Source organism: Mesorhizobium sp. M8A.F.Ca.ET.181.01.1.1, assembly GCF_004792025.1.
Lineage (GTDB): Bacteria > Pseudomonadota > Alphaproteobacteria > Rhizobiales > Rhizobiaceae > Mesorhizobium.
In genome coordinates this window covers 128,097-148,882 of sequence record NZ_SRTV01000008.1, presented here as the reverse complement: position 1 = coordinate 148,882, position 20,786 = coordinate 128,097, and the positions used below count along the sequence as shown (strand labels likewise).

17 protein-coding genes and 1 tRNA gene are annotated in these 20,786 nt (G+C 62.2%); 11 read left to right on the top strand and 7 right to left on the bottom strand.

From position 1 onward, the window contains the following. The first annotated feature begins 45 nt into the window (after nt 1-45). From EN824_RS25840 to EN824_RS25830, 3 genes are read left to right on the top strand one after another with little or no spacing between them, the layout of a single operon-like run. Nucleotides 46-1,188, top strand: coding sequence for an ABC transporter ATP-binding protein (locus tag EN824_RS25840; protein ID WP_127277032.1), 1,143 nt, complete (start codon nt 46-48; stop codon nt 1,186-1,188). A gap of 10 nt (nt 1,189-1,198) precedes the next feature. Next, nucleotides 1,199-2,167, top strand: coding sequence for an ABC transporter permease subunit (locus tag EN824_RS25835; RefSeq protein WP_127870860.1), 969 nt, complete (start codon nt 1,199-1,201; stop codon nt 2,165-2,167). Further along, a complete protein-coding gene (locus EN824_RS25830) occupies nt 2,164-2,982 on the top strand; it encodes an ABC transporter permease subunit (RefSeq protein WP_127277034.1) in 819 nt (272 codons plus the stop codon). The genes EN824_RS25835 and EN824_RS25830 overlap by 4 nt, the downstream gene beginning before the upstream one ends. 150 nt (nt 2,983-3,132) lie before the next feature. On the opposite strand, the gene EN824_RS25825 is transcribed toward EN824_RS25830, so the two are convergent. After that, nucleotides 3,133-4,986 (bottom strand): AsmA family protein, encoded by a 1,854-nt coding sequence (locus EN824_RS25825; protein ID WP_127277036.1) that lies wholly within the window; start codon nt 4,984-4,986, stop codon nt 3,133-3,135. A 204-nt stretch (nt 4,987-5,190) separates the two neighbouring features. Here EN824_RS25825 and EN824_RS25820 point away from each other — a divergent pair, with 204 nt between their 5' ends. Then, entirely contained in the window at nt 5,191-7,149 is a 1,959-nt protein-coding gene (locus tag EN824_RS25820) for an acetoacetate--CoA ligase (RefSeq protein ID WP_127870861.1), read from the top strand. 302 nt (nt 7,150-7,451) lie between these two features. On the opposite strand, the gene EN824_RS25815 is transcribed toward EN824_RS25820, so the two are convergent. The 4 genes from EN824_RS25815 to EN824_RS25800 all read right to left on the bottom strand — a co-directional run bounded on the left by EN824_RS25815 (nt 7,452) and on the right by EN824_RS25800 (nt 15,209). Next, on the bottom strand, nt 7,452-9,560 hold the full coding sequence (locus EN824_RS25815; protein ID WP_127870862.1) for a catalase: 2,109 nt from the start codon (nt 9,558-9,560) through the stop codon (nt 7,452-7,454). Nucleotides 9,561-9,640: 80 nt separating this feature from the next. Further along, the gene (locus EN824_RS25810) at nt 9,641-10,249 is read right to left on the bottom strand and encodes a general stress protein (RefSeq protein ID WP_127870863.1); all 609 of its coding nucleotides are present in this window, start codon (nt 10,247-10,249) and stop codon (nt 9,641-9,643) included. A 24-nt stretch (nt 10,250-10,273) separates the two neighbouring features. Continuing rightward, nucleotides 10,274-11,029 (bottom strand): DUF4142 domain-containing protein, encoded by a 756-nt coding sequence (locus tag EN824_RS25805; protein ID WP_127870864.1) that lies wholly within the window; start codon nt 11,027-11,029, stop codon nt 10,274-10,276. A gap of 169 nt (nt 11,030-11,198) precedes the next feature. Next, nucleotides 11,199-15,209, bottom strand: a complete 4,011-nt coding sequence (locus EN824_RS25800; RefSeq protein WP_135932858.1) for a PAS domain S-box protein — start codon at nt 15,207-15,209, stop codon at nt 11,199-11,201. 246 nt (nt 15,210-15,455) lie between these two features. On the opposite strand from EN824_RS25800, the gene EN824_RS25795 reads away from it, so the two are divergent. From EN824_RS25795 to EN824_RS25780, 4 genes are all read left to right on the top strand, one after another. Next, entirely contained in the window at nt 15,456-15,914 is a 459-nt protein-coding gene (locus EN824_RS25795) for a phasin (RefSeq protein WP_135916946.1), read from the top strand. Between the two features lie 350 nt (nt 15,915-16,264). Continuing rightward, nucleotides 16,265-16,341, top strand: a tRNA-His gene (locus EN824_RS25790). Nucleotides 16,342-16,542: 201 nt separating this feature from the next. Further along, on the top strand, nt 16,543-16,734 hold the full coding sequence (locus EN824_RS25785) for a hypothetical protein (protein WP_245464296.1): 192 nt from the start codon (nt 16,543-16,545) through the stop codon (nt 16,732-16,734). A 43-nt stretch (nt 16,735-16,777) separates the two neighbouring features. Beyond that, nucleotides 16,778-16,999 carry a hypothetical protein gene (locus EN824_RS25780; RefSeq protein WP_127870867.1) on the top strand — a complete coding sequence of 74 codons (222 nt, stop codon included), beginning with the start codon at nt 16,778-16,780 and terminating at the stop codon, nt 16,997-16,999. 11 nt (nt 17,000-17,010) lie between these two features. Here the strand turns inward: EN824_RS25780 and EN824_RS25775 are convergent, their stop codons facing one another. After that, a complete protein-coding gene (locus EN824_RS25775; RefSeq protein WP_135932857.1) occupies nt 17,011-17,730 on the bottom strand; it encodes a Crp/Fnr family transcriptional regulator in 720 nt (239 codons plus the stop codon). 206 nt (nt 17,731-17,936) lie between these two features. On the opposite strand from EN824_RS25775, the gene EN824_RS25770 reads away from it, so the two are divergent. Then, complete coding sequence (locus EN824_RS25770; RefSeq protein WP_127276934.1) at nt 17,937-18,173, top strand: hypothetical protein; 237 nt, start codon at nt 17,937-17,939, stop codon at nt 18,171-18,173. A gap of 5 nt (nt 18,174-18,178) precedes the next feature. On the opposite strand, the gene EN824_RS25765 is transcribed toward EN824_RS25770, so the two are convergent. Continuing rightward, nucleotides 18,179-18,436 (bottom strand): hypothetical protein, encoded by a 258-nt coding sequence (locus EN824_RS25765; protein WP_127276936.1) that lies wholly within the window; start codon nt 18,434-18,436, stop codon nt 18,179-18,181. A 404-nt stretch (nt 18,437-18,840) separates the two neighbouring features. On the opposite strand from EN824_RS25765, the gene EN824_RS25760 reads away from it, so the two are divergent. Both EN824_RS25760 and EN824_RS25755 read left to right on the top strand, forming a co-directional pair. Further along, entirely contained in the window at nt 18,841-19,824 is a 984-nt protein-coding gene (locus tag EN824_RS25760) for an ABC transporter substrate-binding protein (RefSeq protein ID WP_127870868.1), read from the top strand. A gap of 89 nt (nt 19,825-19,913) precedes the next feature. Continuing rightward, on the top strand, nt 19,914-20,717 hold the full coding sequence (locus EN824_RS25755; RefSeq protein WP_135880988.1) for an ABC transporter permease: 804 nt from the start codon (nt 19,914-19,916) through the stop codon (nt 20,715-20,717). Nucleotides 20,718-20,786 lie beyond the last annotated feature (69 nt).

Genomic DNA, 20,786 nt, shown 5'->3' with positions numbered 1-20,786 from the left:
GGGTCGTTTTCTGTTTTTGGGGAATATAAAAACACGGAGTGGGATATGAAATCGCTTGGCAGCATCCGCAGGGACTTCGCGCCATGGAACGACCCGAACGCCAAGCCATATATCCAGTTTGACAACGTCACCAAGAAGTTCGGTGACTTCACCGCCGTCAACAATCTGTCGCTGACCATTTTCGAGCGCGAGTTCTTCGCCCTGCTTGGCGCCTCGGGTTGCGGAAAGTCGACGCTGCTCAGGATGCTTGCCGGCTTCGAGGAACCGACGGCCGGCCGCATCCTGCTCGATGGCCAGGATCTGCGCGGCATTCCGCCTTATCGCCGGCCGGTCAACATGATGTTCCAGTCCTATGCCCTGTTCCCGCATATGACGGTGGAGAAGAATATCGCCTTCGGCCTCAAGCAGGAAGGCATGGCCAAGCCCGATATCGAAAAGCGCGTCGCCGACATGCTGAAGCTGGTCAAGCTCGAGCGGTTCGCCAAGCGCAAGCCCCATCAGCTCTCCGGCGGCCAGCGCCAGCGCGTCGCGCTTGCTCGCTCGGTCGCCAAGCGACCTAAGGTGCTGCTGCTCGACGAGCCGCTCGGCGCGCTCGACAAGAAACTGCGCGAGGAAACCCAGTTCGAACTGATGGATCTGCAGCAGGAGCTTGGTCTCACCTTCGTCGTCGTCACCCATGACCAGGAAGAGGCGATGACGATGGCCGACCGCATCGCCATCATGGACAAGGGCGAGGTGATGCAGGTGGCGACGCCGCCGGAAGTCTACGAAGCCCCGACGTCGCGCTTCGTCGCCCATTTCGTCGGCAACGTGAACATGTTCGAGGGCAAGGTTGCCGAACAGTCGGCCAACACGACGCGCATCACAGGTCCAAGCGGGGCCCAGATCGTCGTCGAGAATGGTGGCGCGAATGCAAAGGCCGATGCCAATATCGTCTTCGCCATCAGGCCGGAGAAGATCAGGGTCTCGTCGAAGAAGCCGGCCGATGCCGTCAACGCGCTGGAGGGCGAGGTTTACGACATCGCCTATCTCGGCGACATGACGGTCTATCACGTCAGGCTGGACGACGGGCAGATCGTGCGGGCAAGCGCGCTGAACGCGGCCCGTGTGACCGAGGACCCGCTGACCTGGAACGACCGTGCCTGGGTGTCCTTCCGGCCCGACGCCGGCGTCGTGCTGGCACGGTAGGGGGGCGGTCATGTCCAATGTCGCCGTCGCCGATGCCGCCGCGCCATCGACTGCCGCCGAGCCGTTCCTGATACGGCTGGGTGCCGGCTTCGTCAGCCGGCTCGTCATCATCGTTCCCTATCTCTGGCTGTTGTTCTTCTTTCTCGTCCCCTTCATCATCGTCTTCAAGATCTCGCTGTCGCAGACGGCTATCGCCATGCCGCCCTATACGCCGGTGCTCGATTTCAGCGACGGCGTTTCCGGCTTCTTCGCCGGCTTTCGCGACCTCAACTTCGACAACTATGCCTGGCTGACGCAGGACGCACTCTACTTCAGGGCCTACCTCACCAGCGTCGTCATCGCTGCCGTCTCGACGGTGCTGACCTTGCTGGTTGGCTATCCCATCGCCTATGGCATGGCGCGCGCTCCGGCCACGATCCGCCCGACATTGCTGATGCTGGTCATCCTGCCGTTCTGGACCTCGTTCCTGATCCGCGTCTATGCCTGGATCGGGATCCTGAAGCCCGAGGGCCTGCTCAACCAGCTGCTCCTGGCGCTGCGCATCATCGACCAGCCGCTGGTGATCCTCAACACCTATACGGCAATCTTCATCGGCATCGTTTATTCCTACCTGCCGTTCATGGTGCTACCGCTTTATTCGTCGCTGGAAAAAATGGACTATTCCTTGATCGAGGCAGCCAAGGACCTCGGCTGCCCGCCGACAGCTGCCTTCTGGAAGATCACCTTCCCGCTGTCGCTGCCGGGCGTCATTGCCGGCTGCCTGCTGGTGTTCATCCCGGCCGTCGGTGAGTTCGTCATCCCCGACCTGCTCGGCGGCTCACAGACGCTGATGATCGGCAAGACGCTGTGGAACGAGTTCTTCGCCAATCGTGACTGGCCGGTGTCGTCGGCCGTTGCCGTCATCCTGCTATTGCTGCTGATCGTACCGATCGTGTTGTTCCAGCATGCCCAGGCCCGCGCGCAGGAGCAGGACAAATGAACACCACCTGGAGCCGCTTCAACATCACCTCGATCACGCTCGGTTTTGCCTTTCTCTATTTGCCGATCGTGCTGCTCGTCGTCTTCTCCTTCAACGAGTCCAAGCTCGTCACCGTCTGGGGCGGCTTCTCGACCAAATGGTACGTGTCGCTGTTCCACAATCAGGGCCTTATGGACGCCGCATGGGTGACCATCCGCGTCGGTCTGATTTCAGCGACCGTGGCCACGGTTCTCGGCACCATGGGCGCCTTGGCGCTGACCCGCTACACACGCTTCCGGGGCAGGGTCCTGTTCTCGGGCATGATCTTCGCACCATTGGTCATGCCTGATGTCATTACCGGCCTGTCGCTGCTCCTGCTGTTTGTCGCCATCGGCATGGATCGCGGCATGACGACCGTGATCCTCGCGCATATCACCTTCACAATGTGCTTTGTCGCGGTCGTCGTGCAGTCGCGGCTTGTCAGCTTCGATCGTTCGCTGGAGGAAGCCGCCATGGATCTTGGCGCGCCGCCGGTGAAGACCTTCTTCCAGATCACGCTGCCGGTCATCCTGCCGGCGATCGTGTCCGGCTGGATGCTGGCCTTCACGCTGTCACTGGACGACCTGGTCATCGCCAGCTTTGCTTCGGGCCCTGGCGCCACCACGCTGCCGATGAAGATCTACAGCCAGGTCCGTCTCGGCGTGACGCCGGAGATCAATGCCGCCTGCACCATCCTGATCGCGATCGTCACGGTTGGCGTGATCATCGCTTCGGTCGCCAACAAGCGACGCGAGGTGCAGCGGCAGCTTGACGAGCGGGCCGCGCAACGCGGGTAGAGCAATTCCGGGAAAAGGGTGCAACGGTTTTCCCGGGAGAAGTGCGGAGCGCTTCCCCTTGGGAATTGCGTGAAAACAAAGAGTTAGAGCGGATCGGCGATTCTATCAAACGCTGAACCTCTCTAGGAGCGGCGCTTCAGGAGCAATGCCTTATTCGCCCGAAACGCCACGGCTGATGGGTGAAATGAACGGCGTGCTCCACGTTCCGCCGACGAAAAACGACGACTGGTTGGGGCCTTGCTGGCCAGTTTTTTGCGTTGCAGGCTGATCCGGCTGGATAACACCGCCCGACAGTGCCAGTCCGCGTCCTGCGTAGGATGCGATGCCGGAAAGCCAGATCTTGTATTTCGCCGAATTGGCCTCTGCCTTGTCGAGTCTCGCCACACCTCTCGAAATGGTTGCCTTCACTTCGGCGCCATCGATGGGCAGCGTCCCGTCCGAGACGTCGTCGAGCGCGAAGAAGCCGCCTTGTTCGGTATGCTTGAGAAACGCCGGCAGGTTGAACTTGCTGAGCGCGCCAGGGCCGAAGGTCGCCGAGACCGAGCCGTCGGCGTTTTCGAAGATCGAATCCCAGGTCCTTCCCGGTCCCTTGAGGATGACCGAAACGGTGCCCGTGCCAACCGGCACCAGCCGGGTCATCCCGGCCGCGGTACCGAACGCGCCGCCATCGACGTCGGAGGCCAGTAGCCGGATCTCGACCTGGGTGCCTTCGGGTTTGCGGTCGAAGCGAAGGCTGGTCTGGACGTTGCCGCCAAAAGCCGAGGCGTCGGAGATATCGAAGACGGAAAGACCGTCCTTGACCTGGGCGGTGGCCGCGACATCGGCAAGCTGGATGCTTCCCGCCGTGGCATGGGCCGCCGACAACCTGAGATCGAGGTTGACCCGGTCGGCGAAACTCGTGTCGACCTGGCCCGGCTCGGCGCTGGTCGCCGGTCCCAGTGGCGTGAAGGCGGACAGGAACGACCTGAGGTCGAGCGTGTCGAAGGCAAGCGTGCCCGAAATCACCGGCTGCGTCTCGCCGAGCGACACGTCCAGCGCGCCCATGCCCGGGTTATTGTCCAGCGCCAGCGCCGTGTTCTCGAATTTGATGCGGCCGGCCGACGCCGTGACCTTGCTCGAAATGCTGACCGAGCCGATTGCCGCGCTCGGCGCGATGCCGGCCTGCGACCATTCCAGTACGCGGCGCAGCGATGGGGCCGCGAATTTCACCTGGCCGTCGAAATAGGCGTTTTCGGACATGCTGGCGGTGCCGTCGAAGGAGAAGGTGGCGGGCGCTGCCTTGAAGGACAGGGTGAGCGGCGCCGTGCCCCCGGCAAACAGCACCAGCGGTCTCGGCGAGGCGGCATCCACCGTCACGCTTTCGCCGCGCCAGATCCCGGTCGCGGACAGTGTCGCATTGCTGTTCATCGCCGCCCAGGTGGCCTGGCCGCTAAGACTGCTCAGGATCTCCACATCCTTGCCGTTGACGGACGCCACCATGCGGCCATCCCTGAACTCGACGGTGCCGAAAGTGTCGGCTGGCAGCTTGTCGAGATCGGGCTTGGCGGGGTCGGCATTGACCACGCCGCGAGCCGCGTCGATGGAGCGCGCGATGCGCCCGCCCGTCGGCGCCGTGGGCAGGAACAGGCCATCCGCCGTGCGCTGCACCCGGATTGTCGGCCGCACCAGCCGTGCCGTGGAAAACGCCACATCGCCCTGCAATGCCGCCATGGCCGAGAGGTCAACCTCGACCCTTTCGGCTTCGACGACCGGCGGGGCATCGCCGTCGGTCCACTTCGACAGTGTCACATCGGTCAGGATCGCGCGGAATTTCGGCCAGACCTCGATGCGCGGCGACCCTTCGATGGCAACTCGAAAGCCGCTCCAGGCGCTTAACTCCCACGCGATGCGGTCACGCACGATCCGCGTCGAGGCGATCAGCGGCAGGGCCGCGACCACCAGCGCGATGACGATGGCGGCAACGCCGATCGCCCACACTCCGCGGCGGATCAAGGATGATGGCATATAGCCCCGTATGCTTCCATTCCGATAAAAACCGATCGTCCGACGGGTGTAACCCTGTCGTCACTACGACTTAGGGCTGACGCATTTCAAGTCTTTATGGCCCAGCGATGGCATTTGCGCACACCTGGGCGCATCGGCCCAACAAAATCTTGCTCTGCTGCGCTGCGATATGCATAAGCGATGGCGACCGTGGGAGGATCGATCATGGCTGGCGAAGTACCGCTCTGGACCCCGACGCAAGACCAGATTGATGCCTCCCCCTTGACCGCCTTCATGAAGGCCGCGGCAACGACTACCGGCAGTCCGTTCTCGTCCTATACCGATCTTCATCGCTGGTCGGTCGAGAACCGGGAGGCGTTCTGGGATCTCGTCTGGGATTTCTGCGGACTTGAAGGCGACAAGGGCGAGCGACTGCTACTTGATGGCGGCAAGATGCCCGGCGCTTCGTTCTTCCCGGACGCGTCGCTGAATTTCGCCGAAAACCTTCTGAAGAAGACCGGTGCCGGCGAAGCAATCGTCTTTCGCGGCGAGGACAAGGTCGAGAGGCGGCTGTCGTGGAACGAATTGCATGGCCTGGTTTCGCGCCTGCAGCAGCTTTTCCTGTCGCTTAAGGTGAAGAAGGGTGACCGTATCGCGGCAATGATGCCCAACATGCCCGAAGCCGTCGCCGCCATGCTGGCCGCGGCCTCGATCGGGGCGGTGTGGTCATCCTGTTCTCCTGATTTCGGCGAGCAGGGTGTGCTCGACCGGTTCGGCCAGATCGAGCCTGTCGTCTTCATCGCGCCGGACGGCTATTGGTACAATGGCAAGGCGATCGAGGTCGCCGACAAGGTCAAGGCGGTCGCGGCCAGGCTCGGCAGCGTCCGCAAGGTTCTGCTCGTCGACTATCTCGGCACATCCGCGGATGTTGCCGATACCATCGACAAGGCCGTGGCGATGGAAGAGGCGCTGTCGCCCTTCGCCGTCAAACCAGTCACCTTCGAGCGGCTGCCGTTTTCGCATCCGCTCTACATCCTGTTTTCGTCCGGCACCACCGGCATTCCCAAATGCATCGTCCATTCGGCCGGCGGCACGCTGATCCAGCATGCCAAGGAACACCGGCTGCATGCCGGCCTCGGTGATGGCGACCGCTTCTTCTACTTCACCACCTGCGGCTGGATGATGTGGAACTGGCTGGTATCGGGTCTTGCCTCCGGCGCCACGCTGCTGCTCTACGACGGTTCACCCTTCTATCCCGACGGTAATGTGCTGTTCGACCTCGCCGATGCCGAGAAGATGACCTTCTTCGGCACTTCGGCCAAGTTCATCGATTCGGTGCGCAAGGCCGGTCTCAAGCCGATCCGCAGCCATGATCTGTCGACGGTGCGCGCCATCTCCTCCACCGGATCGCCGCTTTCGCCCGAGGATTTCCGCTTCGTCTATGACGGCATCAAGAAGGATGTGCACCTGGCCTCGGTGTCCGGTGGCACCGATATCGTCTCGTGCTTCGTGCTCGGCGTGCCGATCGAGCCGGTCTGGACAGGAGAGATCCAGGGGCCGGGCCTCGGCCTCGCCGTCGACGTCTGGGATGATGACGGCAAGCCGGTCAGGCAGGCGAAGGGCGAACTGGTTTGCACCAAGGCTTTCCCGTCCATGCCGATCGGCTTCTGGAACGATCCCGACGGCAAGAAATACCAAGCCGCCTATTTCGAGCGTTTCGACAATGTCTGGTGCCATGGCGATTTCGCCGAATGGACCGGTCATGGCGGCATGGTCATCCACGGCCGCTCGGACGCGACGCTCAATCCAGGTGGCGTGCGCATCGGCACGGCGGAAATCTACAACCAGGTCGAGCAGATGCCCGAAATCCTGGAGGCGCTGTGCATCGGCCAGGATTTCGACAATGACGTGCGCGTCGTGCTGTTCGTGCGGCTGGCCGCTGGTGTCCAATTCGACGAGGATCTGGAAAAACGCATCCGCGCCAAGATCCGCACCGGCGCCAGCCCGCGCCATGTTCCGGCCCGGATCGTCGCCGTGTCGGACATCCCCCGCACCAAGTCGGGCAAGATCACCGAGCTTGCGGTGCGCGATGTCGTGCACGGCCGCGCCATCAAGAACAAGGAAGCGCTCGCCAACCCGGAAGCGCTGGAGCTATTCAGGAACCTGCCGCAACTTGCGCAGTGACCGCAACCGGCATGGTTAACGAAATATGTCGCGCGAATTTACCTAGATTTCACGAGTGGTACACATTCGTAAATTTTTTGGCGACCCGGTAAGGACTTGTTAAGGGCCGGCGTCGATAGTCGCATGTAACTTGAGGGAGAAATCCCGTTCCTCAGCCCCCGAGGAGCTGAATTCAGCTCAAGCCCCCGTTGTGACAGCAATCCCATCTCTTAAGGCGTCCTTTGGGCGCCTTTTCTTTTACCGGAGCAGTCTCTTCCCAAGGCTTCGTCGGTGCACTCGGCTCGCAGAAGGGCGCAGGCTGATCACAGTTTTACAGCCATTTCCCGCCCCCAGAGACGGAGTTTGCGGCATGATTCCACAAAGCCGGCAACAGCTTTGGGGTCGGTCAGGTCAATCATGCCCTCATCGGCCTTCGGGTCGACGCCCGCTTTCTGCAGCAGCGGCACAGAAGCGGCCGTGAAGGCGATGAACTTGCAGTGGGCGAATGCGTCGGCGACGAAGTCGCGCGCCGCTGCCTCGCCGGTCAGCCGTTGCGCCCCCTCGTCCGACAGGACGAGGGCGACGGCGTCGAACAGGACGGAGGGACCGCCGTCGATCATATGCCGGGCCTCGATCCAGCTTCCATCGCTGGCCTCGACGCCACCGACCTTGGGGGCGACCACTTCCATGGTGGCTCCCTCCTTCTCGACCGCCGATTGCAGCCGCTTCAGAAGCGCGGCATCCGCGCCCGCGCTGACAAGCACGCCGACCTTGCGGCCCGCGAAACTTTCCGGTCCGTTCTGGATGATGCTGAGCGCCGGCGACGGTGCGAGATCGTTCCTCGGCACGATTGCGGCGTCCGCCGGTCTGGGCAATTCCTTGATGCCCAGCCTGTCGGCAACGGTTACGGCAAGTCCTTCGTCGATATTCATGAGATGGGCGACCATTCGCTCGCGTATGACCGGTGTCTCGACCTTGCTCAGCTCGAAGGTCAGAGCCATCGCTATGTGCCGCTGCTCGGGCGGGGTCTGGCTGTTGAAGAACTGCCGCGCCTGGCTGTAATGGTCCGCGAAACTCTCGGCGCGCAGGCGTAGTTTTTGTCCGGCTTCGGCGTCGGCGAAGGAACGAAAGCCGCGCTGAGGCGATTCCCTCGGGCCTTCATCGAATGAATTTGGCTGGTAGTTTGTCCTGCCCACAGGATTGCGCATGGCCATATGCCCATCCTGCTGGAAGTGGTTGAACGGGCACTTCGGCGCGTTGATGGGGATGTGCGTGAAGTTCGGGCCGCCCAGGCGCTTCAACTGCGTGTCGAGATACGAGAAGTTCCGGCCCTGCAGCAAAGGATCGTTGGAAAAGTCGACCCCAGGCGGGACGTTCTGCGTCATGAACGCCACCTGCTCGGTTTCGGCGAAGAAATTGTCGGGCATGCGGTCGAGCACCAGGCGGCCGACCGGGATCGGCTCGAGCACCTCTTCCGGAATTAACTTGGTCGCATCCAGGACATCGAAATCGAAGCTGTCGGCGAAATCCTGGTCGAAGAGCTGAACCCTGAGTTCCCATTCCGGGAAATTGCCGGATTGGATGGCCTGCCAGAGGTCGCGGCGATGGAAGTCCGGGTCGGCACCGTTGATTTTCACCGCCTCGTTCCAGGCCACCGACTGCAGGCCGAATTTCGGCTTCCAGTGAAATTTGACGAATGTCGATTCGTCCTTGGCGTTCAAAAACCGGAACGTGTGCACCCCAAACCCTTCCATGAAGCGGAAGGAACGCGGGATCGCGCGGTCCGACATGACCCACATGATCATATGCATGGACTCTGGCGTCAGCGAGATGAAATCCCAGAAATTGTCGTGTGCGGACTGGGCCTGTGGAAACGCCCGGTCGGGCTCTTCCTTGACGGCATGCACCATGTCCGGAAACTTGATCGCGTCCTGGATGAAGAAAACCGGTATATTGTTGCCGACAATGTCCCAGTTTCCTTCCTTCGTATAAAGCTTCACCGCGAAGCCGCGGACGTCGCGCGCCAGATCGAATGAGCCCTTCGACCCGGCAACCGTCGAGAACCGGACGAAGGCTGGCGTCTTCTCGCGGGCGCGCTGGAAAATGTCGGCCCGGGTGTATTTGGCGAGCGAGTCATAGGTCTCGAAATAGCCATGCGCTCCGTAGCCGCGCGCGTGCACGACCCGCTCGGGTATGCGTTCATGGTCGAAGTGGAAAATCTTTTCGCGAAAGTGGAAATCCTCGAGGACCGTCGGTCCTCGCGGTCCGATCTTCAGCGAGTTCTGATCGTCCGAGACCGGTCCGCCCTGGGCCGTGGTCAATACCGCGCCGTCGCTTTCGGCGCGCTGGTGCAATTCACCGCCATCACCTCTCGTCAAGGTCTGATCGTGAATAGCGGCGGTGTTGCCGTTGCGGCGTGGTGCCTTGGCCATTTAGCGTGTTCCTTCGAGCTTCGATGCGGGCTTGCGCGCGGCAGACTTTCCCCCGCCGCCTTTGGCGGCGGGCGAGGGGATCAAGGGCGATTGGCGTAGCGCCCGCGATCGCTTTCGATCTCATCGGGTGTGAAGGCCTTGGCGTTGCTGTCGAAACCCGTCCAGCCGTCGGCCTCGTATGCGCTGCGGCGGTCTTCCAGATTGACCGAATTGGCTTGTCCGAGAATCCGCTCGGCTTGGCCAGCCAACTGATCATCGACCTTGGCTGTCACCAGCGTGCCGCCACGGCGCACACCTTCCGCATAAACATGGGCATCCCTTTCTGGGACTCCGGACTCCGTCAGTGCCCCGACGATTCCGCCGGCAGCTCCGCCGACGACAGCGCCTCCAACGGCGCCGACAGCAGTGGCGGCCAGCCAGCCGGCGGCCACCACCGGGCCGACGCCGGGAATGGCCACGATGCCGAGCCCGGCCAGCAAGCCACCCGCACCGCCGATGACGGCACCCACACCCGCGCCGCTGGCGGCATCCTCGGCGGCATTGGAGCGGTCGTCATCCCCGTCGTACCATTCGGTCGAATTGTTGGCGACGATGCTGATATCGGCGTGCGGCACTCCGCTTGCCTCCAGCTCGCCGACAGCATCGGAAGCGTCATCATAATTGTCGAAAAGTCCGGTCACGGTTTTCATGGTCAAGATCTCCAGATTTGCTGTTCAGTTGGTGCCGGCAACGACGTTGCCCTGGTAGTCGAGCGCGACGGCCGTCTTCTTGCCGTCCTTGGTCGCCTGTCCGCGCCAGATGCCCTGTTCGTCCTTGTTCAACGCGGACACATCCGAGAAGCCGGCATCCTGGATGCGGCTCTTGGCCTGATCTTCGGTGAAGCTGTTGGCGCCCGGCACCGGGGCGGACGGATTTGCCGTGTCGGTCGTGGTGACGGCAGGGGTCGTCGAACCCGTCGCGGAAGACTTGTCATCCATCGTGGAAGCGATCTTCTCGATCATGTCCTGATGCATCTTGAGCGTCGGCAAGGTCTGCTGCGCAAACGTCTTCAACTGCGCGTTGTCGCCGTCCTTGGCGTAGCCGTCGAACAGCTTCACCGCATCGGCATGGGCATCGCGCTGCATCTGCACGTAAGATTTGTCGACCGGATCCTTCGCGCTTTGCAGAGCGTCAATATCGCTCTTGTGCTTGGCGTCCGTTGCCGACGGCACCTGCAGCTTCTGCTCGCCGGCGATCGTCTCGAGTTTAGCATTGGCCGCGCCATGATCAGCGATCATCTTCTGGGCGAAGTCCTTGACGCTTTGATCCTGCGCCTTCCCTTCGGCGATCTTGCTCGATTCCACCTCGAACATCCCGCCGGACGCCGCCTTGTCGATGAAGTCCTGCGCCTTGTCCGCGGCCAGGGCAGGCATGGCAAAGGTGATTGCCGTGGCCGCGCCGAGCGCGGCCAGTAACAGCCGATTTTTCATGAATAGATCCTTGTTAGGCACACATCGTGCTGTGTGCCTAACAAGCGCCTGCAGGCTTTGTTCCGGCGGCCGAACGATTTTCCCGACGGTCCCGGATTCGGCGGGCAGCCAATATCACCGCGCGGAAACTGCAAAGCTTGCGGCAGAACCGCTGCCGCGGAGGCTCACCTTACTCGGCGAGCACCCGGGTCGACGGGAAGGCGACTTCGACCAGCGTGCCTTCGCCGGGCGTCGAATTGATGGTGAACCGGGCGCGGTTGGCTTCCACCATCGCCTTGGTCAGCGGCAGGCCAAGGCCGGTGCCGTCGCCGCGCCCGCGCTTCAGGGCGTTGATCTGCTTGAACGGCTTCAGCGCCTGCTCGATCTCGGCCTGGCTCATGCCGATGCCGGTGTCGCGCACCCGCATGACGACGTCACCCGAGGTCTCATAGGCGGTCGAGACGATCACCTGGCCGCCGGCCTGGGTGTAGCGGACGGCGTTGGACAGGATGTTGAGCGCGATCTGGCGCACGCTGCGCAAATCCGCCACCACTTCCGGCAGCCGCGAGGCGAAGCTGGAGCGGATGATGACGCGTTCGCGGTTGGCCTGTGGCTGCATCATCGCCACGGTTTCGGCCAGCGTATCGTTGAGCGACACCGCCTCATAAGCCATTTCCTGCTGGCCGGCCTCGATCTTCGAGATGTCCAGGAGATCGTTGACTAGGTCGAGCACGTGGTTGCCCGAGCGGTTGATGTCGCGCAGGTAGTCGCGGTAGCGGTCATTGGCGACCGGCCCGAACTTCTCGTCGACCATCAGCTCGGAAAAGCCGATAATGGCATTGAGCGGCGTGCGGATCTCGTGGCTGATGCGGGCGAGGAAATCGGTTTTCTGCGAGGAAGCGCGTTCGGCCACCGCACGCGCCTGGGTGAGATCCTCCTCGGCCCGCTTCCACTGTGTGATGTCGCGTACCACGGCGCAGAAGCCGCTGTCGTTGGGCAGCCGGCCGATGGTCATGAACAGGGGGATGAAGCGCCCCTGTGCTTCGCGGCCGATCACCTCGCGGCCGTCATTCAACACGCTCGCCACGCCAGGCTCCGACAGGCCGGTGAGATAGTCGCGCGCCGCGCGTTGGCTCTCGATGGCAAACAGCGAGGCGAAAGGCTTGCCGGTCACCTCGTCGCTGTCGAAACCGAACAGCGCCTCGGCTGGGCGGCTGATCGAACGGATGGTGCCGTCGCTGCCGATCAGCACGACCCCGTCGGTGGCGGTGTCGATGATGGTACGCATCTCGGCGATGCGTGCCTTGAGCTCGGAAATGTCGGGCTGCGTTGGCCCCTCGCCAATCGCGTGCGCCGCCGCGGGGGCATCATCCTCGCCGGAACGGCGAACGACCAGCATCAGCGCCCTGCCGTCGCGCCAGGGCACGGAGCGCAGGATGGCGTCGATAGGAAATTCCTGTCCGTCGCGCGTCTTCAGCCGCAGAGCCCGGTCGCTGCCGTCGAAAGCGCCGTCATCGGCATAAGGATCGGCAAACAAAGCGCCGAGGCCACCCGCTTCCTCCAGGTCCTCCAGCGTCTCGTATCCGGTCAGGTCGAGGAATTCGTCGTTGGCATAGTGCAACTGGTCGCCCGAATGGATGATCAGCGGCACGGGCAGCTTGCCGAGCAGCGATGTATCCGGCGTCTTGTTTTCGCTACCGACGGAAAAGGCCGACGGCATGAATCCTTCGGTTTTGAGTGGTGGCACTTGCAGGCGTGGCCGCTCGGCAAATGTCCCGGCCGCATCATCCGGGCCGCCGCTTCGGCCGGGGGCAGCAATCGGTTCCTCGCCGGATGCAGTCGCGTCCTCGTCGGTCCAATCCTCATTGTCTTCGGCGTCGCGTAAATCGTCCGCCGTCATGTCGTCGTCATCAGCTGGCGGTGACTTGGCGGATCCTGCCTGCGCTGGCGCCTCGCGATCCTCGGCCATCGCTTTCGTCGCGATTATCTCTTGTGCCTCGGGCGCTGTGGCCTCGTCGCTGCCGTCGGCGACATCAGCAGGCTTGTCCTCTTTATCGGCGTAGTCGAGCAGGGAGCCCGAGGCCGCCGGCGGCGAGGATTCGGAGCTCGGCGCCTGTTGTTCGACCTGGTCCGCTTGCGCACCGTCGAGCCGCGCAAGATCCCTTTGATCCTCGGCATCGCTCAGGGAGGGTTCGCCCGCGTCCGGTGCGTCTTGCGCATCAGGCGTTGGCATACCATGCGCCTGGCCGGTCGCCGGTTCCTGGCTCGAGTCTGCTGGTTTGGTATCTGGGGTGGCGATGTCCGCCGGCGGCGTCGCATCGGTCGCGGGCTTGGTCGCGTGGTGCGGCTCCGACAAAGGGCCTGTCCCGGCATCTGGGTCCGCCTGCCTTGCCGGCTCGGCCGGTTCAGCCTCCGGCGAACTTTCTTTCTTCAGCCGCTCGCCGATCTCGCGGAACGCGCTGCGTTCCAGCGTCGACAGTCCCTTGTCATTGGCCGGTTGCCGGTGTTCGGCCAGCCGGATGACCTTGTCGGCAAAGCGCCGCTCCGGTTTCGGTACGATGGTCAGCGCCGGCACTTCGCCCTTGAACGGGTCCGATACCTTCGGCCCCTCGGCCTCGGGTTGTTCAGGCGCCGTCTTCACGGCCTCGGGTTTCGGTCCCGCCGGCATTGCGCCATTGGGCACCAGTGCCATGCCGATCGCTTCCGGATCGACGACCGCATCCCCGGTTCGCGCGACGCCGAAGCCGCGAAAACCTTCGAAGGCGCGGCTGCGGCCATAGACGGGCAATGCCGCCAGGTCGACGGGTATCTTCAGGTCGGTGCCGACGACCGGCCACAGCACCGAGCGGCCGGACCAAGTGTCGCGCCGCTCCAGCAGGCCGGCGATCTCGCCGGACGCATCAAGACCGAAGGCCGCCGCGACATCCCTGAAGCGTCGACCGATCACGTCGGCTGCCGGATGGCCGACGATATCGGCGAATTCCGGCGACAGCGCGCTGAACTTGCCCTCGGCGTCGGTACGCCAGACAAAACGCAACGGTGCCGCCGAGCGGTCTATCCTGCGGGTGGCCACGGTTGCGGCCGGGGCCGTAGGCGAGATGGCCTGCTTCACGCTGTCCGCTGAAGTTTCGGGGCCAACCGCTTCGGTCCCGCCTTTCGGTTCCGGCGCGGTTGACGCGTCGTCTTCCCCAGCATGGAAATACCAATGATCGTGCTGTGCCGGCGTGCCCGCCGCCGGCTGATCATTGTCGGCGGCGACCGGTGTCGGGCCTGTCGGTTCCTCGATCTCCCGCGTTGCCTGTTCCGGCCTATCGTCAGCCACGGGCCTGGAAGGGGCGGGCGCCTGTTCGGTCTCGGCAGCGGCAGCGGGCTGTTTGGTCGCCTCCGGCCGCGAAACATCGGCCGTCGGCTGATTGTTCTGCCGAGACCCGGATTCGACCGTGGCGGTTTCCGCCACCTCCGTTGTGCGGTCAATCTCCTTGGCAGGGCGTTCCGTTGCCGCGGACGAGCCGTCCGCCGAAGCGCCAGATGCGCTGTCCTCGAGTTGATCCTCGTCGATCACCACCAGCAGATGCCGCTCCGGCGTCAGCCGGGCGAGGCCCGCCGGGTAGGAGGTTCTGCCGCCCGGAACGAGGCGCTTGACGATGCGCTCGCCCTCGGCCGCGACGTCGGCCACCAGGGCCGCCAGTGTCGCGGGCTGGATGCCGAGTGCTGAAAATCCCTGCGAGGCGGCCTCGACATTGCCCTTGGCATCGATAAAGGCAATGAAATGGCCGTCCTCGGTAAGGCCGCTGATCGCCCGGTTGGCGATCTCGGCGGCACTGCGCGAGCCGGTCTGCGCCGCCGGCACGGCCAGCATGATGGCATGCTCGCCATCGGGCAGCGTCAGGGCACTGGCAAGAAAGCCGACGGCGCGGCTGGTCATGCCGGTCGCCAGGCGCACCGTGATCGAGCGATCGCCGCCGATCTGCGGGAAACCGCTGGTCGCCATGATCTGACGGCGCGCGACCAGCGGCAGCCGCGCCGAGGCGCCGATGATCGCCTCGATATCGGGATAGCCGAACATGGCGGCGCCCGGCCCATTGGCCCAGATGACCTGCTCGAGGTCCACCGACAGGATCGCGATCGCGTCGCCGGCGGCAAACCGCTGGCGGACCGCGTCGAGCACGGCGACGTCGAGGAAGGAATATTCGGACGGCATGCGCTTGGCGGACCCTCACGGAGCGGCGATTTGCAGTTAACGCTTTGTTAATAAAAGCCGCAGCCACGAAGGTCCACAAGCCAGAACGTGCAAAGGCTGAATTCTGGCTGTTTGGTTAACGGCCAAAAACGTTTTTTGTGCACTGCAACAAGGATATTGCAATGCACAAAATTTGCCTTTATATTGCCATCATACATGAACGAGACGGCTTTCTGTCAAAGCCGCTGCCGCTGAAAAGGATGGAAAATGTCCAGGACCAAGACTGCCGAGACGATCGAACACGTTGAATTCCCGAGCTTCGACGCTTCCAAGGCCACCGACCAGATGCGCGCTTTCGCCGAAAAGGGCGTTGAGCAGTCGAAAGAGGCCTACGCCAAGCTCAAGACCGGTGCCGAGGAGACCCAGAAGGCTCTGGAGTCGACCTACGAGACCGCCAAGACTGTTTCCAGCGACCTGTCGCTCAAGACCATTGCCGCGCTGCGCGCCAATGCCGAGGCCGGCTTCTCGCATCTCGAAGCCCTGATCGGCGCCAAGTCGCTGTCGGAAGTCGTCGAGTTGCAGACCGCCTTCCTGCGCAAGCGCGTCGAACTGACCGTCGAGCAGGCCAAGGATTTCCAGGCTGTCGCCTCCAAGGCGGCCGAGGATGTCTCGAAGCCGATCAAGACCGCTTTCGAGAAGGCGATCAAGGAAATCAAGGCCGCCTAATAATTGCGCATCGTCCGCGGATGCAACAAAAGGTCGCATTTTGTCGGACAAATAGATGTGAGATAGTGACGGTCGAGCGAATACCCGGCGGGTGGAACCTCCTCCCTCCACCTCCGGGGTGACCAGCCAGCACCTCCTCCCGCTGGCTCGTAACAGGAAAAGGCCGGCACCTCCTCCCGCCGGCCTTTTTCTTTGCCCGGCGAAAGCTGCACCGCTGTGGGGAAGTGGCCTTTGCTTTGCAAAAGCCTTGAATTAGAATCCAGAAGCCCGTATGGACGCATCGCCGAACGACAGAGCGGATCGCGGAGAGTGAACCTTCCACCTCGATCCTGCTACCAACGTTAAGACGTGCCGTTGTAGCTCAGATGGTTAGAGCGCCGGATTGTGGATCCGGAGGTCGCTGGTTCGATCCCAGCCAACGGTACCATCGGCTTTGCCAAGCTATTGGATCTTCTGTTTAGGGCTCCCGAGCCTAATCCTGTGCGAGCCGCGTTTTATGCCGCCGGCGCGACAGATTGGCTCGGCACGGTTTGGCAAAACTCGTACAGCGCAAAGACATCAAATTTAAATGACGGAACCTCGTTCTGGTGCGAGAATCCCGCGTTGGCTGATGCTTGCGAGGAAAGCCGTGCACGATACCCAGCACAAAAGCAAAGTCGGAACCCGGATCGAGGTCGTCGAAGGCTGCGGTGAATGGTTCGTCCGTGTGATCGGCGGCGGTGAGGAAACGACCTGCCAATTCGACCTCGAATCCTTTGCCCTGGCCTATGCCGAGGGCCAAAGGCTTCGCTTGAAGCTGGGTGGTATCAAGCGCCTTTGAACACCTGCCATGCCGATTAGGCAGGCGAGTCGGACGGAAGGCCATGTCGATAAATCCCGAACCGACAAACGTCGCGGCGTCGGTGGACGCCATTCTCGACGAGTTGCAGGACCGTCCCTTTTCGTCGATGCAAGCCGCCATAGCCATGCTGCGGGAGCGGACCGGCACAGAGCGATCGGATGCGGATCTGAAAGGCTTGATCACCAAGAAGGCTGCTGTGCGGGGCATTCAGTTTTTTGACGAGAACAGCAGCACCGCAAATTGAGCCAAGCCTGTTTATCTCGGTTCGTTGTTGATGCTCAGATAGGTGGGATCGAACTCGGCAAGCCTGGCAAGTTGGTCCCAGTCCAGAATGGTGACCACATGGTTCGTCCAGGTGATCACCTTGATCTTTTTCAAGCCCCCGATCACCCGGTTCATGTGCACGACCGACAACCCAAGCACGTCGGCCATTTCGGCCTGTGACAGCGGTAGATGGAAGCTCATGCCGTTGGTGCGTTTCACCGCCTGCAGGCGCACGAACAATTCGCACATGAGATGGGCCAGGTGCGAGGTCTTGGAACGGCGGCCCATCGCCACGATCCATTCGCGATGAATGGCGCCATCGACCAGCGTGTCCAGCCACAACAACCGGGTCAGGTGAGGGGCCTGTTCGGTAATGGCTTTCAGCTTGTTGTGATCCGCGAACATCACCCGGCAAGGCGACAGCGCGACGATACCGTGATCCATGGTCTTGAGCAAAAAGGCGTGGAGATCGACAAAGTCGCCGGGCACCTGCAAGGACGTGAACTGCCGGCCGCCGTCCTCGAGCACTTTATAGCGTGCCGCCAAGCCATCCAGCAGCATGGTGCTATAGGTTGGCCGCGACCCCGCCTTGACCAGATCCTGCCCCTTTTCGAAGTCCCGTCCGAAACAAACCGTTTCGGCCAACAAGGCCTTCTCTTCGTCCGACACTGTGTCGTGCTGGCCGAGTTGCAGATAGAGAGACTCTAACATGATGGCCTCGAAGGGATCGGGGTTGAAACGCCGATCGCCAACTGTCTCGGACGCAAGGATAGCATTCGGACCCTAGGCCTTCGGACGATGGCGGACACTATCATTTGACAGCCCGAGAGCATTCTGGGGCAAACGCCGGAGCAGAGAGGGAACCACCAGCGTCGACAAGTATTTAGCACGCTAGAGGTGTCCGAGGCTGCCCGAAAATGAAACGGTATCATTTCGATCTTTATAACGGCGATGGCCTCGTGCCGGACGACGATGGCCAGCCGTTCGAATCGCGAGAACAAGCGAGAGCAGAAGCCATTCGCATTTTGCAGGATGTCGCCCGTGACGAAATGCCGGATCGCGACCTGGTCAAGATCACCGTCAAGGTGCGCAATGAGACCGGTGCCCAGGTGCTCGAGGCGTCGCTTGTCCTGACCGCCTTGTGGAGCGCGTGACCCGGTCAGCGTAGGAGTCGCTCTGGAATTTGCACCACATTTTCCGATCCAGGCAGCTCGAAGGCCATGGCCAACCGACGCAAGGAGGCCATTTCCACGATCAGCTCTTCAATTGAACGGTCCGGCAAACCCGTCTTCACTTTCTGCCTTACCCTTGCTGTGAGTTCATGAACCCGGACAGGCGCGAAAAGAGCGCTGTCGTCCAGCAACCTGCTGATTTCGATCACCACATCGGCGTCAATGTCTTTCGGCAATTCCCGCATGGGCGTCACCTTTGGTCTCGAACCGGCCCGAAGCGATCAGGCATTGCGCACCAGAAGGCATGCCGGACGCGCGGATCGATCACCGGATTCATAAAACCACCCGCCCAGCGTGTCACGAAAAAACATTTGTACGAAAATAACCAAACGGCTGGCTCCCGCAATCCATGCATGAAGACCGGCACTAGGTCGCCGATTTGGCTATCGACCGCGCTTCGGTTTCGACGAAGCAATGGGCAGAAAAAGACTTCTTTTTGCGATCCGGTCCGGATGCTCTCTTGCGGACCTTAAAACACGCAAGGCTCGCTGGGAGGCGACGCCCAAACAAGAGCGGCTGCCGAAACACAGCCGGCATACGCCGCTTGCATGAGGCCGATGCCGGCAACAGCCATAGGGGAACGACGACAATGAAGACATTCCGAAATTGCCTGATGGGCGCGGTCGGCGCAGGCCTGCTGGGCCTGGGGCTTGCGGCGCCAGCCAACGCAGGCGCCATTCGTCTTGGCATGACGACCTGGGTTGGATACGGGCCGCTGTTTCTTGCCCGCGACCTTGGTTACTTCAAGGAGGCCGGCGTCGATGTCGACCTGAAGATCATAGAAGAATCAGCGCTTTACATGGCGGCGGTCGCCGGCGGCGATCTCGATGGCGCCGCCTCCACCGTCGACGAGCTGATGAAGTACCGCTCCGACGATCTCTGTTTCAAATACGTCCTGGCGCTGGACGACAGCCATGGCGGTGATGGCGTCGTGACGCAGCCCGACGTCAAGGCGCTCAAGGATCTGAAGGGCCAGCAGGTGGCCTTGAACGAGGGCTCCGTTTCCGAATTCTGGTTCAACGTGCTCCTGAAAAAGGAAGGCATGACCGAGGACGACGTCACCATCACCAACATGACCGCCGATGACGCGGCGACCGCCTTCATCGCCGGCCAGGTTCCCGCCGCGGTGACCTGGGAGCCTCACCTCACCGAAGTCCGCAAGGGCGGCAAGGGCAAGGTGCTGATCGATTCCACGACCACCCCCGGCCTGATCGTCGATGTGATCGCTCTCAAATGCGATCTGATCGAAAAGCATCCCGAAGACGTGAAGGCCCTCGTCAAGGGCTATTACAAGGCGGTCGAATACATCAAGACCAATCCGGAAAAGGCCTATGAGATCATGGCCAAGGGCATTGGCGGCTATCTCGAAAAGCCCGAGGATTTCGCCGCCGGCGCCAAGGGCGTGCGCTATTACGACCGCGATCGCAACCTGGAATTCTTCGGCACGCCGCAGAAGAGCGAGGCGTCCGACCTGGTGAACTTCGCGCAGGACATCTGGGGCAAGGCCGGCAAGCTCAAGATGACGATCGACGCGAAGACAATCCTCGACACCGATTTCATCAGGGAACAGTGAGCCTTCGAAAAACCGGGTCGGTCCGTCTGGGCCGAACCCGGTTTTTTCGCCAGAGCTTCGTGTTTCAGAAGATCAACGGAGACCATCCCATGGCACAGAGGCGGACGGCGTGGACGCGCCTGACGACCCCATTCGCCAACATTCCCGCCAGCACGGCGACAACGCTGGCCCTGGCGATGTGGGTGGTCGTGATCGGCGGCTGGGCGATGCTGTCCTATGGCCGCGTTGTGCCGAACATGTTCCTGCCGACGCCCGGAACCGTGCTACAGACGACCTATCGCATGTCTTTGGACGGCAGCCTTTTCTACCACACCTTGACCAGCGCGAAGGTGGTGATCCTGGGCTTCATCGTCTCCTCGCTGATCTCGGTCCCGCTGGGACTGTGGATGGGGACCTACCGGGTGGTGCAGGCGCCGCTCGAGCCCCTGGTCAACTTCATCCGATACTTGCCCGTGACCTCGTTCGTGCCCCTGTTCATCCTCTGGATCGGCATCGGCATCGAGCAGCGCATAGCAGTGATCTTCTTCGGCACCTTCTTCCAGCAGCTCGTGATGATTTCCGACTGCGCGCGCGGCGTATCCAGGGATCTGGTCAACGCCTCCTACACCCTCGGCACGAAGCGCAGCGAAGCCGTGTGGCACGTCATTTTCCCCGCAGCGCTTCCAGCGATCCTCGACACGCTTCGCGTCACCATGGGCTGGGCCTGGACCTATCTGGTGGTGGCCGAACTCGTTGCCGCGTCGAGCGGCCTTGGCTACATCAGCCTGAAGGCGATGCGAGGTTTTCAGGTCGATGTGATCTTTATGGCGATCGCCGCCATCGGCCTTCTCGGCCTCATAACCGACACGGCGTTCCGTCTTGTCCGGGCGAGGGTCGCGCCATGGGCACCCTGATTTTGAACGCAAGCTCGCAAACCGCAGTCGGATCAAGGATGGCAATGACCGAAACCATCAAGGCGAAAA